Here is a 16,751-nt window from a genome sequence, read left to right on the forward strand (position 1 = left end):
GCGAGGGGCCTGTGATGAGCAATTCGACCAAGATCCGGATCGCGTCCGCGCTCTGTTGCGCCGCGCTGACCGCCGTTCTCACCGGCTGCGCCGTGAGCGGCACACCGATCGCCGGTGAACCCGATGTGCGCGGCCTGGAAACCGGCACCTACGCCACCGACCGGCACAGCTACGACGACACCGCGGGCGACGAGGGCGCGCTGGTCGAGGGGATGCGGATGTCGGCGGCGGTCGTTCCGGCCGTGCGGATCGACTCGTCGCTGTCGCACGGTCGCGGCGGCACCGTCATCCCCGATGTGGAGCGCGCGCTCGATTTCGTCGCCAATGTGTCCAAACCCGTTCTGGAGAACCGCAAGTTCGTCACCGGCTACGCCGCGCTCGGCTCCGACAAGCCCGACCCGGTGGGCCAGACCCGACCCTCCGACGACACGACCGCGGTCACCACCGCCCTGCTCCGCTTCCCCGACGCCGGCGCGGCCACCCTCGCCGCACGGGAACTCGAGGACGTCGACCTCGCGGTCTCGCCGGAGAACCGCAAGCTCGCCTCCACCAAATATCCTGAGGCGTACGTGCATTGGCGACCGAACGTGCCGACCATCGGCGCCTTCCTCGCGCACGAGGAGTTCGTGATCTCGCTGTTCATCCAGCGTCCGCGCGCCGACTCCGCCGACCTCACCGCCTGGGTCGACAAGACCCTCGCCGCCGAACTCGCCCAGCTCGCGACCTTCACCGCCACTCCCATGGGCGACCTCGCCGATCTCCCGGTCGACGGCGAGCGCCTGCTGGCCCGCGCCGTCGTGGCCGATCGCGCCGGTCTCGATCCCGATCAGCACTCGTTCGGGGTCTACAGCCCCGCGCATCTGGTGAACAACGCCGACGACCAGGCCGCGCGGCAGCGGCTCATCGAATCCGCGGGCGCCGAGCACATCGCCCTGGTCGACGGCGGCTCGGTGACCCGGGTGCGCGACCTGGCCGGGGCGCAGGCCCTGATGACCGGCCTGATCGACAGCGCCGGCCACTACGACGCCCTGCCCGCGCCCACCGACATCCCCGGCGCCAAATGCCTGCAACTCAACGACGACGGCGACTCCGAGGAGGAGTACAAGTACCGCTGCTACGTCCCGTACAAGCGCTACCTCGGCATCGTCAGCTCCGACCAGGAGCCCGACGTGCGGCAGAAGATCTCCGCGCAGTACGCCTTGCTGGCGAACAGTCTGTGACCGATCGAGCCCGCCCCTTCGTCGGCCCGGTGTCGTAGGATTCCGCCGACCATCGATTGGGGAGGATGATCGTCGTGCGGACCCGGGGAATGCCGAGAAGGGCGTGCGTCGCGCTGGCGGCCGCGCTGCTCACCGTGGCCGCGTGCGGTACCGGTGACGAGCAGGCCGAAGCCACCGACCCGCCGGTCGATCTGGCCTCGCTCGATGTCGGCGGCTACGCCACCCAGCCGCGCGAGGTCGGCGTGGTCGCCAATCTCGATCAGGGCCGGTTCATCGAGGCCGAGCGACTGGGCGATTTCGTGCCGACCCCGGCCGATATCGACCCGCGCTTCGTGCACACCAATCCCTCGATCGCGACGGTGTTCCTCGACGCGGAGGCCTCGCTCGGCAAGATCATGGCCGTCGACCGGTTCGCCGAGACCGCGCCGGATTTCATCGGCGGCTTCGTGAGCTCCGCCGAGACCGAGCGCCAGAACAAGGGCATCGACATGGTGAACGCGGTCATGATCTTCCCCGATGAGCAGAAGGCCGCCGCGGCGGCCGTCGCCCTCGAGCGCGCCGATTTCGAGTACGCGCCGAACAACCAGCCGATCGAGATCCCCGGCTACCCCGCGGCGAAGGCGCATTGGCAGCCCGATCAGCAGTCGATCGGATCCTGGTTCGCCACCGGCCATCTCGTTATCTACACCTGGCTCTACGACTACCTCAAGATCTGGCTGGAGAAGGTGGACAAGCAGGCGCTGCTGGACCTGACGCGCAAGAGCCTCGACACCATCGTCCCCTCGGTGCAGAAGTTCGTCCCCACTCCGAGCGACAAGCTGACCTCGCTGCAACGCGATCGCGACGGCATGCTCGGGCGTACCGCGCCGCGACCCCGCGAGGACTCCTGGATCAATCCGCCGGGCGTCTACGCCGGGCGGACCGCGCGCCACTTCACCTCCGACCCCGTCGCCATGGCGAAGATCATCGACAGTGCCGGTGTCGATCTGTACGCCAGCGACGGTTCCGACGTCTACCAGGCTCGCGACATCGCGGGCGCCCAGGCGGTGCGCGACGAGATCGGCGGCCTGACCAAGAAGTTCACCCGCTCCGAGGCACCGAAGAATCTGCCCTTCGCCCAGTGCAAGGAGTACATCGGCAGGGAGCGGATGGCGGTGCGGTTCTACTGCGCGGTGTCCTACGACCGCTACGCCGCCTACGTCTGGTCGAATCAGCTCCTCGACGCCCAGCAGCGGATCTCCGCCCAGTACGCGTTACTGGTGAACGCCGCATGAGGCGCCGCGGCACCGCGCTGCTCGCGGCCTCGCTGATCACCGTGCTCACCGGCTGCGGTTCGGTGTCCGGCACCGCGACGCCGGCCGAGGTCGATATCCGCACCCTCGACGTCGGCCCGTATCCGACCGAGCCGTACGACGCGCACGACGATCCGAAACTCCCCGACTTCTACGAGATGTACAAGGTCGCCGGGATGCGGATCGCGGACTACGTCGTCAACTCCCACGACATCGATCCGCAGATGATCTACGGCAAACGCGCGTCGACGGTGTCGGCCGGGCTGCTGCCCCAGGCCCTCGGCAACGACATCGCGCTCGAACCCGTCGCGAAGAAGCACAAGCTGCTCTACGGGTTCGAATCCAGCGGAGCCTCCGCCGACGCCACGATCAACAGCCCCAGCACCTGGCCGAGCAAGAAGGACACCACCAAGTTCACCGCGACCACGATGGTCCTGCAGTTCCCCGACGCCGCGGCCGCGACAGCGGCGGCCAGGGAATTCCACGACATCGATCTCGCCGCCCAGGAGGGCCGCAACCAACCGGTCTCGCTGCCGAAACATCCTGCGGCACTGTCACATTGGCGTCCAGACGCACCATTCCTGCGTACCGTCATGCCGCACGGCCCCTACGTCATCGCCTTCCTGCTTTCGGTGCCGTCACCGGATCTGCCCGGCCTCACCACCATGGCCGAGACGGCGTACACCAAGCAGATCGAGTCGCTCGCCGAGACGACACCCCTGACCGACGAAGAGGTCATGTCGCTGCCCTGGGACCCGGATCGGCTGGTCGCGCGCACCCTCAATCCCGAGGAGCTGGCGAACCCGGACGGTTCGGGGACCCTGCTCGTCACCGGGAAGCACGGCGTCCTGCACTACTCCGGCGACGCGCTCCCCAGCGATCGGCAATACGTCGACCAGCAGCTCACCGCCATGAAGGCCGACCAGGTCGCGCTGTCGTGGGGTTCGATCGGCATCCGCACGCCGGACCCCGGCACCGCGAAGCGGGCGGTCGCCGACAAGCTGTTCCCCTGGCGGACCAAGGCCGAGGCCGCAGCACCGCCCAATGTGCCCAACGCGGTCTGCGTGGAGAACCAGTCGCTGGCCACCAAAACGCGCTTCAGCTGCATGGTCGCCTACAACCAGTACGTCGGGATCGTCGGCGGTCACCAGCTTCTCGACGCCCACCAGCGCGCGGCCGCGCAGTACGCGCTCTTCGCGAACACCCGTTGAACCGATGACTGCGCACTGTCGCGGCGGCCAGTATGCTCCCGCCGAGAAGCTGAAGCACGGTAACGACTCAGGAGATCGTAGGACATGGCGATGAGCCCAGGGACCATCGTCGGCGGGTACCGCATCATCCGCAAGCTGGGCGCGGGTGGCATGGGTTCGGTCTATCTGGCCAGTCACCCGAGCCTGCCCAGGACCGACGCGCTCAAGATCCTGAGCGGCGAACTCAGCCGCGATCCCGAGTTCCGCGCCCGCTTCGAACGCGAGGCCAACCTCGCGGCCGGCCTGGACCACCCGAACATCGTCTCGGTCTACAACCGCGGCGAGGAGCACGGCCAGCTGTGGATCGCCATGCAGTTCGTCGAGGGCACCGACGCCGCCGCCGAGCTCGCGCGCGACCCGCACGCGATGACCCCGCTGCGCGCGCTGCGCATCGTCACCGAGGTCGGCAAGGGCCTGGACTTCGCGCACCATCACGGCCTGCTGCACCGCGACGTGAAGCCCGCGAACTTCCTGCTGTCGAACACCTACGGCGACGAGGAACGGGTGCTGCTCACCGACTTCGGCGTCGCCAAGTCGACCGACGACGCCTCCGAGCTCACCCAGACCGGCAGCTTCCTCGCGACCATCGCCTACGCCCCGCCCGAGCAGCTCTCCGGCGGCCAGCTCGACCACCGCGCCGACATCTACAGCCTGGCGTGCTCGTTCTACAAGCTGCTCACCGGCCAGAACCCTTATCCCGCAACGCAACCGGCCATGGTCATGATGGGCCACCTGCACGAGCCGCCGCCCCGCCCGACGAGCGTGCGCGCCGGCCTGCCGCCCGCCATCGACCAGGTCTTCGCCCGCGCGATGGCGAAGAATCCGCACGAGCGATTCCTGTCCTGCCGCGAATTCACCGACGCCGCGACGGCCGCCCTGGTCCCCGGATCGAACCCCACGGGCCATCACACGTCACCGACGTACCCGATCCAGGCGCCGCCCCAGTGGGCGGCCCAGGCGCCGACCGTGTCCGACCGGACCCTGCCGCCCGCCCCGAAGTCGTCGAAGAAGAAGATCGCGCTCGCCGCGGGCGCCATGGTCGCCGCCATCGCCGTTGCCGTCGGCATCGGCGTCTGGGCGGCGAGCGGCGACAGCGGCCCCGGCGGCGGCCCGACGACCACGACCGCGCAGAACGCGCTGAGCCCCGTCGAACAGGCTCGCCAGGACAACCCGGCCTTCACCGGCAAGACGGTCCTCATGGTCGACGTCGACGCCGAGAAAAAGGTCGCCACCTACCTCGGCGGCACCCTGCAGACCCAATTCCTGCAGGACCTCGGTTTCGTCTACAACTTCAACTACACGAAGTCCGGCGACGAGCCCTCTCCCCGCCCGGTCGACAGCACCAGCGCCCGCCTCGACGTCCCCGACGACAGCTACATCCTCGTCGTCCGCAGCGACGAAAAAGCAGGCGGCGGCGGCCTTCTCGGCCTCCCGTACCAGATCACCGGCTCCCGAGCCACCGTCATCCCCATCGACGACCCGATCACCGTCACCTCCATCCGCACCTGGACCGCCAACTCCGAACAAACCCTCCTCTCCCGCCTGCTCCCCATCCTGAAAAGCCGGGTGAAGTAGCCGCACGCCACAGCCATGCGGCCGGGTCCGCGGTTTCACGGCCCTACGCGGACACCGTCGAAGATGGTGCGGAGATCCGCCTCATAGCGTGCCGCGTCGGCGACCCTCAGCTGACTTCCGACCTGGATCGGATACACCGATCCCCCTGACTCATAGGGAAATTCGAGAAAATCGAGCTGCCTACCGAGCCCGGTGGTGACCTCGATGCCGGTGACCCGCAGCCCCCGGTGACCGCAGACCTCGATCGGCTCATTTCTCGATTCCTGCCAGCCGGGCCCGGTCGCACGCAGGGTGCGGAGAGTGCTGAGCGCGGCGTCGGCGTTCTCGATCGGGCTGTATGCGTTGACTGTGACAGTCGCCGTGCCCATCTCGGCGTCCGCTGTCGGCGCCTCGAACCGGTGGAGCACAAATCCCGGCGACGACGCGCCCTCCAGTTGACCCTGGGTCCAACCGGGCAGCCGCGGAACCTGCAGCGTGAAGCCCCCTACCCCTGGTTCGCTGGTGAACATCGAGTCAGCGGGCCGCTCGGCGACACAGGCCAGATGCTGACCAGGCGTCGCACTCGACGGGTCCGACACCGAACCCCCGCACCCCACCAACCACAACAGCGCTGCGCCCATCACCAGCGCACGCCGCACCTCACATCGACATCCCACGACCCCAGAGCGTATCCAGCGCCGGGGCGGGCGTTCTATCAGCTCTGCAGATGGATCGATGTGGGTGCTATCTTCTCTCCAGCGCTCGGGTAAGTAGCTGTGGAGGCTCCGAGTGGCTGCGACCACCGAGTACGACGCGGTCGCCTCACCACGGAGGGGAATCACATGAGGAGAACGAGTTCGGCGCTGCTCGCTGCCGGTCTCGCTGTGACGATAGCGGCGACCACGGGATGCGGGTCCGACGACGGGGGGACGTCGGCGCAGCCGACCATCGATGTGACGAAACTCGACGTCGGCAACCTCCCCGTGGAGCCGAAAGTCTACGGAAAACCGACCAACATGGACATGGCGGGCATGGTCGAGGCCATGCGTATCGGTAATGCGATGCCGCTGCCCATGGAGATCGAGCCCGAGGCGAAATACTCCCCTTCGGCTATGGGCGGCGCGGTCCGAATTTTCGTCGACTACGAGTCCGCCGCGATCAAGTCGCGCATGAGCGCCGACGCGGCCAAATTGAACGAACGCGCACCGGGATTCATCTCCGGATTCGTCACGACGGCGCGTTCGAACGCGGAACCGGCCCTCGCCTACGAACTCGACAACATCGCGATGCTGTTCAATACCGAACAGGATGCCGCGAAGGCCGCCGAAGCCTTCGCCGCCGAAGAGGCGGCGACCGACCCGGATGCCTACTTCCCGCCGGTCGGGACGGGTGTCGGGCACCTCAACGATGTCCGCGCGCAGATGAGCCCGAAATGGCCGGGCATGATCAAATCCTGGAAGCCCATCGGCCGGTTCGTCATCTTCACCTATGTCTACGACAGCGTCATGGGCACCCTGAAGACCGCGGACGAACAGAAACTGGTGACACTGGCCCAGAAGAGCATCAACAAGGTCGCGCCCGCGCTGCAGAAATTCACTCCGACCCCCGTCGACAAAATGATGGATCTCGACGTCGATCCCGACGGAATGCTCGGCCGCGCGATGCACACGATCTCGCTCGACTCGAATCAGCGCGGAATTCCCGGAGCTTACGATCGCCATGGTGGTCTCCAACTGACCGGCGACACCGAGGACATGGCGAAACTGTTCGAGGAGAGCGGAGTCGACCGCGTCTCCTGGCAGGGCAACTTCGTCTTCCGCGCCAAGGATCCGGCTGGCGCGGCGAAGATCGTGGACTACTTCGGTGATTCGTCGAAGTTCCTGCGCGATGCCCCCGCCCCGGCGAACCTGCCGACCGCGAAATGCCTCGAATACATCGGCCCCGACAAGTTCGCGACGAAGTACTACTGCAGCGTCGCTTACGACCGCTACACCACTCAGGTCGCCGCGACACAGCTGATCGATGTGCATCAGCGGGTCGCCGCCCAGTACACGATTCTCGCGAAGGCCAAGTGATGCGGAACAAATTGCAAGGATCGTCGATGCCTTCGGCACGAACCCGTGTGTTGAGCTGCGTGGCCATCGCGGTGACCGCGGCTCTGACCGCCTCGGGCTGCGGCACCACGAGCGGCACCGCGACTCCCGGCGAATTGGATGTTCGCACTTTGGATGTGGGCTCGTACTCGGCGGCCACCGCGCCGCTGGATATGCGATACGACTACCACAACGATCTCTCCGGCGCGATGAATCTCGCCATCATGCGGCTCTCCGACCACGTCGTCACCGGCGTCGATGTGGACCCGCTGATCAAATTCGGCACGGGGTCCATCGCCATCACGGACGCCGAGAAGGCCACCGACGTGCTGGCGAACGTCAACAAGCCCGTGCTGGAACGAAATCGGATGCAGTTCGGGTTCGCCAGCAGTTCGACCGACAAGGAGAACGACAACTCCACGAAGGCGGTGCCCGGTTCCACCTTCACCACCGTCACGGTGATGCAGTTCCCGGACGACGAGACCGCCAAGCGCGCCGCCACCGAGATCGAGGAAACCGACTTCGCCGTCGCCGCCGACAAGAACGAGCGCGTTCCGCTGTCCAAGTACCCTGCGGCGCATACACATTGGCGTCCCGGCGTCGCCACGATCGGGTCGACGCTGGCCTACGGGCGCTATGTCGTCAACCTCTACCTGGGCACGCCGGAAGCGAACCTCAGCGCGTTGACCGCCCTGACGGAGAAGGTCTACGCCGCACAGCTGCCGCTGCTGGATCAGATTCCCGCGCTCAGCCCGGCCGAGATGCTCTTCCTGCCGGACGATCCGGACCAGATGCTGCGCCGCACGCTCAATCCGGACGGCTACGGGTCGCCGAACATCGGACAGCAGGCAGCGCTGAACCTTCGGGGATTCCTCCACAAGGTCGGCCCGCAGGCACACTGGAAAACGGTGCTCACCGACGCGGGAGTGGACCGATTCTCGCTGTCCATCGCGATGTCCAGCGCCACCATGCTGTTCCGTGCCCGCGACGAGGACTCGGCGGGCAAGCTCAACACCCAGATTCTCGCGCGCGCCTACCCGAATCCCGCTGCCCCGCCCTCGGCGGTGCCGGACGCACTGTGCGGCGAGGATCCCGACGACGACTACAAGACCAAGCGTTTCCGGTGCGCGGTGACTTATCGCCAGTACGTGGCGACCGTCGAAAGCGATCAGCTCGCCGACGCGCATCAGCGCGCGGCGGCACAGTACGCACTGCTCGCGAACAGCCAGTGACCAGGTGAACGTGAACACCCCTTCGAAGCGCGACAGGAGACGATCAGGGTGGCGATAACCCCTGGGACTGTCATCGGCGGTTACCGAATCGAGCGAATCCTGGGTGCCGGCGGCATGGGCTCGGTCTATCTGGCCAAGCATCCCAGCCTGCCGCGGATGGACGCCCTCAAGATTCTCAGTTCGGAGCTCTCCCGCGACGCCGAGTTCCGTGCCAGGTTCGAGCGGGAGGCCAATCTCGCCGCGGGCCTGGATCATCCGAACATCGTCTCGGTGTTCAACCGCGGCGAGGAGCACGGCCAGCTCTGGATCGCGATGCAATACATCGAGGGCACGGACGCGTCGGCGGAGATGACGCGTGATCCGTATTCGATGAATCCTCTTCGGGCACTGCGGATCGTCACCGAGGTCGGCAAGGGCCTGGACTACGCGCATCGCAAGGGCTTGCTGCATCGTGACGTGAAGCCCGCCAACTTCCTGCTGTCCGCCGCCGTGGCGGGGGAGGACGAGCGGATCCTGTTGACGGACTTCGGCGTCGCCAAGTCCAATGACGACGCGTCCGAGCTCACCCAGACGGGAAGCTTCCTGGCGACGATCGCCTATGCGCCGCCGGAGCAATTGGCCGGCGGCGCACTGGATCACCGCGCCGACATCTACAGTCTGGCGTGCTCGTTCTTCAAGCTGCTGACCGGCCGGAATCCCTACCCGGCCACCCAGCCCGCCATGGTCATGATGGGGCACCTGCACGAGCCCCCGCCGACCGCGACCTCGGTCAATCCGGGTCTGCCACCGGCCATCGACAGAGTCTTCGCCCGGGCATTGGCGAAGAATCCCGCGGAGCGGTTCGCGTCCTGCCGCGAATTCACCGACGCGGCGGCCGCCGTCCTGCTTCCCGGCCACAACCCGGTGTCGACGAATACGTCGCCCACCTATCCGGTCCAGGTACTCGACCAGGGGCCGCACAACCAGTTCGGCCCGATCTCCACCACGGGGCCACGTACGACGGTCACTCCGCCGATGGATCCGGGGACACGCCCCGCCGCCAAGGGCCGATCCCGTCTGCTCATCGCGGGCGCGGCCGCGGCCGTCGTCGCGGTAGCGGCCGCCGTCGGGATCTTCGCGATGTCCGGCGGCGACGCGCCGACAGGCGGCGCGGCCAGTTCCACCGTCGCGCAGAAGCCCATCGACCGTGCCCGCGCGGCGAACCCCGGGTTCGCCGGGAAATCCGTCGCCATGGTCGATATCACCGACGGCACCAGCCTGGACCCGAACATCTCGGTGTACCTGTCGCCGACCCTGCAGACGACCTTCCTGAGCGACCTCGGCCTGGTGTACAACCCGATGTTCGCCAAGGCCGCGGACGAGCCGTCACCCCGCGCCGTCTCGAAGGACGACCGGTACACCATCTTCTCGAAGTTCAAGAGCAACAACTACATCATCGCGATCCGAACCGACGAAAAGGCAGGCGGCGGCGGCCATCTCGGCATGCCGGGTTCGATCGCCTCCTCCGAGGCCACGGTCATCGTAGTCGACGACCCAGCGACGGTGACCGCGATCAGGAACTGGACCGACAAGTCCGAGCAGCAATTGGTCGACCACTTGGTCCCACTCCTGAGCAAGCAGATCAAATAGCACCGATCGAGGTAGCCGGTCGACTCTCAGCAAGACTGACCTGGCCGAACAGGTCGCACGGACAGGACCGATTCAGCGGGTGCGCTAATATGCCCGCTGACAGATCACCGGGGGCGGAGGCTGATCAGCAGCCACCCACGATCACGTCAGACCCACAGGTAGAGGGGGAGGGTGTGCTGCTTCATTGTGGTGCACGGGGGCGGCGAGCAGCGGTTACGGCGGTCGTCGCGGCCATGGTCTCGGCCGCTGTCGTCGGCTGCGGTTCCGAGGTGGCGGGAACGGCCACGAAGCCGGAACTGGATACATCGAAGCTGGACTTCGGCAACTACCAGACGCAGCCGCGCACGGTAGGCAACGCCAAGAGCATGACCCAGGCGCGGGCGTGGGAAGCACAGCGCCTCGGCGACTACGTTGCCCTGCCGTTCGAAGCCGACCCGGCCTATGTCAGGGACAACCGATTCGATTCGTTCGTAGCGGGCACCCAGATCGTCCTGAACCGAAAAGGCCTCGGCGCGCTCATCGTCAACGACACCTTCGACGAAGTCGCCGAGGATCTGGTCGCCGGGTGGCTGAACTCGTGGGCGACCGCACCGAGCGCCGAGGGCAAACAGCGCAAGGCGCATCTCTCGGTCCTGATGTTCCCTGACGCACAGACCGCCGAATCCGTCGGTCCGACGCTCGAGCACGACGATTTCACCTTCAATCCCGAGAACGTGAAGGTCCCGATCGCCAAGTACCCGAAGACCTATGCGCACTGGCGCCCGTCGGTCTCGTCGATCGGTTCCTGGACCGTGCACGACCGGTATGTGGTCTTCATGAAGCTCGAGGACGAGACCCGGGCACCCGACCTCGGTTCCCTGACCACACAGGTCGAGAAACTCCTCGAGGTACAGATCCCCCTGCTCGACAAGTTCGTGCCGACTCCGTCGGACAAGCTCGAGCACGTCCCGCTCGACCCGTCCGGGCTGCTGGGCCGGACCCTTCCATCCGATCAGTCCGCCCCGGTCCGTGCGCAGCCGGACGGCTTCGTCACAAGTCGTGGTGTCCTCAGCCTGTTCGCCGACCCGAGCGCCGAGGCACTGCGAGAACTCACCGAGCACGGCGTGGATCTGATCACATTCGGCCAGAGCGTTGTCTTCCGCTCGACGACGGCCGAGGGGGCGAACGGTCTGTACGAGGAGTGGAAGAAACTCGGCGAGAAGGACCAACAGGCGGAGTCGCCCGAGAATCTGCCGGTACCGGTCGACTGTCATGCCAACACCTTCGAAGCCGAAGGCGTGCGAAAGATCGCAGACTACATCTGCTATCTGCAGGTCGATCGTTATGTCGTCCAGGCCAGAGACTCGAACCTGCAAAACCTGCATCAGCAGGTGACCGCTCAGTACATCCTGCTCGCGCGCCCTTGAGGAACTCACGATGAAGAACTCTCTACGCGTGGCGGGGCTATTGGCTGCGCTTGCTGTCGTATCCGGTTGTGCCGCACCGATTTCAGGCAAGGCCAAACCCGGTATGACTCCGGTAGACCTGGCCGCATTGAAGACCGGGGCACAGATCACCGAACCGACCGAGTTCGTAGAGAGGTTCCCCTCTGCGACATCGGAGAGAATCCGGTTGATCGAAGGGCGAAGACTGCTCAACGTTCTGGTGCACCCCATCGACTACTTTCCATCCCTGCCCGAGTTGGGCTACACCAGGATCTTCGCCAATGCGGACGCGATGTCGAAAACCGGCGGCATTCCCGCGCAATACGCTGACGCCGTCACCAGGAACAAATTGGTCGTCGGTGTCTCGGCCGTGCGAACGAATGGCAGCGTACGCAACACGGAGCAGATGCTTGTCGGCGTCCTCCAATTCGCGTCCGAGCAGGACGCCAAGAATGCCGCCGCCGCGATGTTCCAGGTGACGATGTCCGGTGAGCGCCCGCGCCACCCGGTTGCAGTTCCGAACTACCCCGAAGCCAACGCGTCCAGCGCTGACGACCAGGGCGTGAATGCATTCCAGCAGCACGGACCGTTCGTGATCGTCAACTCGGTGACCCAGTCCACGCCGAACGTCACCGGGCTGGCCGACACGATCAAGAAGTCGATGGACGCCCAGATCCCGGCGCTCGACAAGTTCAAGGTGATCGCACCCGACGACCTGATGGACCTGCCCCGCGACAGAGAAGGCATTGTCCGGCGGACGATGGACAAGTCGGCCGGCGGCGGCGATCCGTTCGGAATAAGCTTCTACAACGAGGATTTCGGTGTCTTCGAGGCCTCGGGCATCCTGCACTACGAGCGCAACACCCTCGAGACCCGTAAAGCGTTCGAGGAAGCGGGGGTCGACCTCGTAGGACGTCGCTACAGCACGGTTTACCGTGCCCGCGACGTCGAGGCCGCGTTCAAGCTCCAAACGGTCCTGGCAAAGCGCGCAAAGAACGACACTGTCCTCGCCCCACCGCCCGGTATCGCCGACGCCCAGTGCGTGCGCTTGGCGGAGGAGGACAAGAACCGTGAATACAACGGGTTCTGTGTCCTGGTGTACGACAGGTACGTGGCGGTCGTGATGTCACTGGCATCGGTGTCGAAGGCCGCCCTCGAGGTCGATCCCGTCCTGCAGGAACGTACCGCCGCGCAGTACGCGATCCTGAAGAAGAGCGAGTAGACGTCCATGCGAAAAATCCGTGTAGGCAGTGCGCTACTGACTCTTGGTCTGGTCTTGAGTGGCTGCGGTGACGGCGGCGAGGATGCGACATCGTCGGCACCCGCCATCGATATCGCCACGCTCGACTCCGGCAACTACCCCACAACGCCCACGAATCTCGAAGCCACCCGGGTTCCAACGTCTGGAGCCTTGCAGGAGTCGATAAGAATCGGCGCCGCGACACCGTATCCATTCCAGTACGATGCGCGGTTCGTCTTCTCCAAGGGTAGTGGCGGTGGCCGGCACATCACCCAGGCCGATCCCCCCTACTTCCGCGGCACCGGGATCGAGTCCAAAGACTTCAACGCCCTGGTCCCTGGCGTCGTCGCGGGCTGGCGGAGCAACGGGAATCGTCGCGACGAGCCCAACGCGGGGCGAACCGTCGAGACGAACACCATCAGATTCGAAACAGCTGACCAAGCCAGGTCCGCCGCGACCGAGCTGTTCCAGCGAACCCCGGGGTCGCTGTTCCAGGTCCCCAACTACTCCGACGCGTATATCAAGGTTGAGGACGACCCCGAGCCCATCCCGGTGCAGACGCTGCGCGCCGCACTGGTCCGTGGTGACATGCTGCTGCACATCCAGGTCGAGGACTGGCTGGGTCTACCCTACGATGCCGCCGCCGACGCAATGGTCGCCCAGCGGTTTTTCGACAAGCAGATCGAGATGCTGCGCATGTACACGCCGACACCACTGAGTGATATCGATAAGTTGCCGCTCGACCGCGACAAACTGCTGGCTCACGCGCTGCCGACCGAGGAAGAATCGAGGCCCAAAGGGACCAGCGGCGCTGCAGTCTATCCGGCCCAAGCTGTGCTGCACATGGAAGACAATGCCCAGACCATGAGCCCGGCGTTCGCCGATGCGGGAGTCGACTACGTCGCCTTCGACGCGGGGTCCATATACCGCAGCCGCGACGAGTCTGCCGCGAACCGGTTCCTTGCGGCAATGAACAAGGCGACTCTCGACGCCCGCGACTACGCCGAAGCCGCCCGCCCGGCAAACATGCCGACCGCCAACTGTTTCGACAAGAATCCCGCGGAGAAGCACAGCTTCGTACGCCCGACGTGCCACGGCATCATCGGCAGATTCGTCTTCGCGGTGAGTGGAACGAACATCCAGGACGTGCACCAACGCGCGGCCGCCCAATACAAGCTGTTGGCCGCGCTCGAGTGAGGTTTGCGAAGACTGAACGGTTCATCAGCACCTGCTAGATTGCCCTGGCTGACACGCACTGCGGGGCGCGAAGGATGAGGAGATGCGAATGGCCTTGCGGCCCGGCGCAATTGTGGGTGGCTACCGAGTGATCAAGGTCCTCGGAGCCGGTGGTATGGGTACCGTCTACCTCGCCCAGAACCCGAGCCTTCCACGCCGCGATGCGCTCAAAGTTCTCAGCGGTGACCTGTCGACTGATCCCGAGTTCCGCGGTCGTTTCGAGCGCGAAGCCAATCTCGCCGCAGCTCTCGACCATCCCAATATCGTCGCTGTATACAATCGCGGCCACGAGGATGACCAGCTCTGGATTGCGATGCAGTACATCGACGGCACCGACGCGGCCGCCGAGGTAGCCAAAGGCCCTTCCGCCATGCCACCGCAGCGCGCCTTACGCATCATCAGTGAGGTCGGCAAGGGTCTGGACTACGCGCATCGCCGCGGTCTACTCCACCGAGACATCAAACCGGCCAACTTCATGATCGCTGCGGCGGATGAAGGCGACGAGGAACGCGTCCTGCTCACTGACTTCGGTGTCGCCAAATCCACCGACGACGGCCAGGACCTCACGGCGACAGGCAATTTCATGGCCACCGTCGCGTACGCGCCGCCCGAGCAGCTGATGGGCAGCGTCCTCGACCATCGCGCGGATATCTACAGCCTCGGCTGCTCGCTGTACAAGCTGCTCACCGGCCTGAACCCCTTTCCCGCGACGGTTCCCGCGATGGTCATGATGGGACATCTGCACGAACCACCGCCGCGCCCGACCGCAGTCCGTCCCGACCTACCGCCCGCGATCGACCACGTCATCGCCAAGGTGATGGCCAAGGACCCCAACGACCGGTACAACACCTGCCGCGAATTCATCCAAGACACCCATTCCGCACTACACGGCGCCGTTATGCACGCGCCTGAGTCGCAGGGCATGACTACCGCACAGCGCCCGCCTATCTCGGGCCCGACCACCGCAGTTACCGACCGGATGTATCCACAGCGTGGAACCGACCCGAATCGTGTGATCGTCGGAAACCCGGTGCACGTCGGCGGCGTCCCCGAATCCGAGCTACTCACCGCGCGAAACCCCGTGTCTCATCGCCCGAAGCGAGCCAGGCGGTTCCTGGTCCCCGGCCTCATCACCCTTGTCGTCGCAGCTCTCGTCGGCACCGGGGTCTTCGTCCTGACCAGATCGAACAGCTCGCCAAACAGCGGCGGCGCGGACCCGATGGCTCAGGTGCGTGCCACCCACCCCGAGTTCAGCGGCAAGACCATCACCGCGTACAACTTCGGAAACTCGACACTGTCCGTTGTCCTCAACCCGAGCGACCAATGGAAGTTCCTGCGGGACTTGGACTTCGACTACAACTCCGAGTACAAAGCCGTGGGTGACGAAAAGTCTCCCCGCGCACTTTCAATCGGCGACTACAATCCAAAGAACAATACCGATATTGTGCTCATATTCCGCACCGACACTCAGGCAGGAAACGGAGGATTTCGCGGCTTGCCATACACATTGACGAGCGGCTCAGGAAAAGTCGTCATAATCGACGACCCATCCGCCGTGCAAGCATTTCAAGTTTGGACTGCACAGTCGCCGGAAACCTTAGTTGAGAAGATGATTCCAGAAATATCCAAGGTCCTACAGTAGCTCATAGTCTGCTACCATCGGACCTGCCGACGCCAACGCAGAAGGCCGAGGACTGCAGATAATAGAAGAGTCGGCCCCAGGCGCATGCCTGGAGCCGACCGCGCGACGTAAGTCAGACGAACTTGCCCGACAGCCACTTGTCCGTGTCATGCAGTTCCGAGTTACCGGTTTGGACCAGCTTCGCGGCCTCCATCAGCGTGGTGTTCAGCTGAGTCGAAGTCCTCTGCCATTCATTCTGCATTTCCTGGAAAGCAGCCTGAGCATTACCACCCCAGCTGGTGGTAACAACTCGCTCCACCTCCTTATGGAAGGCGATAAGCTTGTCAGCAACGAGGTTCGCAGTGTTAATCATATCCTGCGCACCCATGTCCACTGAGTCGCGGTTTGAAGCAATAACATTGTCGACCATGCCGAGTATCTCCTTACAAGAATATGAGGTTGGATGTTTCAGATAGCCGGAAGATCGAGCTCGGCCATCTTGCTCTCGACCTGACCCTTGAAGACCGCATCCTGCTCGGAGTAGGCGTTTGACGACTCCATGATCTTCTGCGACGTGTCGAGCAGCTTGTCGTTCAGCTTCTCCGCCGCGGAAACATACCGGTCCATCAGCATGTCGAAGGCCTGCTGCGCACCACCCTTCCACGTCTCCGTCGTCGACATCTTGCCTGCCCAGATCTTCTTGACAAGCCCTTCAATTTCGGTGTAGGAGCTCTCGGCTTGCTTCGAGAACGCCTGCAGCGCAGCTACATCGGCATCAAGAGCCATGGATTTTCCTTTCGGTTCGCCGACATCCCCCACTTCGAGGGACAGTCGCCATACACTGAGTTAGACGCAACAGGTGTGCGGTTGGTTCCACTCATCTGAGAAAATTTCGGCGATCGGCCAGCAGATGACTAGCGAGACATCTACGCATCTCCCCCACCCAATCCATCAATCTCC

Annotated in this window: 14 protein-coding genes; 11 read left to right on the forward strand and 3 right to left on the reverse strand. The window is 64.9% G+C overall.

Translation table 11 applies throughout. The annotated features are described in order from the left end of the window. Positions 1-14 precede the first annotated feature (14 nt). The 4 genes from DFR69_RS09470 to DFR69_RS09485 all read left to right on the forward strand — a co-directional run bounded on the left by DFR69_RS09470 (position 15) and on the right by DFR69_RS09485 (position 5,337). The gene (locus DFR69_RS09470; protein WP_110037108.1) at positions 15-1,220 is read left to right on the forward strand and encodes a DUF7373 family lipoprotein; all 1,206 of its coding nucleotides are present in this window, start codon (positions 15-17) and stop codon (positions 1,218-1,220) included. A gap of 74 nt (positions 1,221-1,294) precedes the next feature. Continuing rightward, positions 1,295-2,494: a DUF7373 family lipoprotein gene (locus tag DFR69_RS09475; protein ID WP_244198177.1), complete on the forward strand. Its 1,200-nt coding sequence runs from the start codon at positions 1,295-1,297 to the stop codon at positions 2,492-2,494. Then, entirely contained in the window at positions 2,491-3,723 is a 1,233-nt protein-coding gene (locus tag DFR69_RS09480) for a DUF7373 family lipoprotein (protein ID WP_110037109.1), read from the forward strand. Before DFR69_RS09475 ends, DFR69_RS09480 begins: the two co-directional genes overlap by 4 nt. 90 nt (positions 3,724-3,813) lie before the next feature. Next, positions 3,814-5,337, forward strand: coding sequence for a serine/threonine-protein kinase (locus DFR69_RS09485; protein WP_373867054.1), 1,524 nt, complete (start codon positions 3,814-3,816; stop codon positions 5,335-5,337). 35 nt (positions 5,338-5,372) lie between these two features. Here DFR69_RS09485 and DFR69_RS09490 read toward each other — a convergent pair whose 3' ends face one another. Further along, positions 5,373-5,846, reverse strand: a complete 474-nt coding sequence (locus tag DFR69_RS09490; protein ID WP_146229240.1) for a hypothetical protein — start codon at positions 5,844-5,846, stop codon at positions 5,373-5,375. Between the two features lie 312 nt (positions 5,847-6,158). On the opposite strand from DFR69_RS09490, the gene DFR69_RS09495 reads away from it, so the two are divergent. The 7 genes from DFR69_RS09495 to DFR69_RS09525 all read left to right on the forward strand — a co-directional run bounded on the left by DFR69_RS09495 (position 6,159) and on the right by DFR69_RS09525 (position 15,812). Then, the gene (locus tag DFR69_RS09495) at positions 6,159-7,391 is read left to right on the forward strand and encodes a DUF7373 family lipoprotein (protein WP_146229241.1); all 1,233 of its coding nucleotides are present in this window, start codon (positions 6,159-6,161) and stop codon (positions 7,389-7,391) included. A gap of 26 nt (positions 7,392-7,417) precedes the next feature. Further along, positions 7,418-8,641 carry a DUF7373 family lipoprotein gene (locus DFR69_RS09500; protein ID WP_146229242.1) on the forward strand — a complete coding sequence of 408 codons (1,224 nt, stop codon included), beginning with the start codon at positions 7,418-7,420 and terminating at the stop codon, positions 8,639-8,641. Between the two features lie 48 nt (positions 8,642-8,689). Beyond that, a complete protein-coding gene (locus tag DFR69_RS09505) occupies positions 8,690-10,270 on the forward strand; it encodes a serine/threonine-protein kinase (RefSeq protein ID WP_110037114.1) in 1,581 nt (526 codons plus the stop codon). A 233-nt stretch (positions 10,271-10,503) separates the two neighbouring features. After that, positions 10,504-11,676, forward strand: coding sequence for a DUF7373 family lipoprotein (locus tag DFR69_RS09510; protein WP_110037115.1), 1,173 nt, complete (start codon positions 10,504-10,506; stop codon positions 11,674-11,676). Between the two features lie 10 nt (positions 11,677-11,686). Continuing rightward, on the forward strand, positions 11,687-12,916 hold the full coding sequence (locus tag DFR69_RS09515; RefSeq protein WP_146229243.1) for a DUF7373 family lipoprotein: 1,230 nt from the start codon (positions 11,687-11,689) through the stop codon (positions 12,914-12,916). Between the two features lie 6 nt (positions 12,917-12,922). Then, on the forward strand, positions 12,923-14,131 hold the full coding sequence (locus tag DFR69_RS09520) for a DUF7373 family lipoprotein (RefSeq protein WP_146229244.1): 1,209 nt from the start codon (positions 12,923-12,925) through the stop codon (positions 14,129-14,131). Positions 14,132-14,219: 88 nt separating this feature from the next. Then, complete coding sequence (locus tag DFR69_RS09525) at positions 14,220-15,812, forward strand: serine/threonine-protein kinase (protein ID WP_167456208.1); 1,593 nt, start codon at positions 14,220-14,222, stop codon at positions 15,810-15,812. 112 nt (positions 15,813-15,924) lie between these two features. Here the strand turns inward: DFR69_RS09525 and DFR69_RS09530 are convergent, their stop codons facing one another. Together DFR69_RS09530 and DFR69_RS09535 are read right to left on the reverse strand one after the other, a co-directional pair. Continuing rightward, a complete protein-coding gene (locus tag DFR69_RS09530; protein WP_110037119.1) occupies positions 15,925-16,221 on the reverse strand; it encodes a WXG100 family type VII secretion target in 297 nt (98 codons plus the stop codon). A 38-nt stretch (positions 16,222-16,259) separates the two neighbouring features. Continuing rightward, on the reverse strand, positions 16,260-16,577 hold the full coding sequence (locus DFR69_RS09535; RefSeq protein WP_110037120.1) for a WXG100 family type VII secretion target: 318 nt from the start codon (positions 16,575-16,577) through the stop codon (positions 16,260-16,262). Positions 16,578-16,751 lie beyond the last annotated feature (174 nt).

Origin of the sequence: Nocardia neocaledoniensis, from assembly GCF_003182135.1 — a bacterium.
Taxonomy (GTDB): domain Bacteria; phylum Actinomycetota; class Actinomycetes; order Mycobacteriales; family Mycobacteriaceae; genus Nocardia; species Nocardia neocaledoniensis.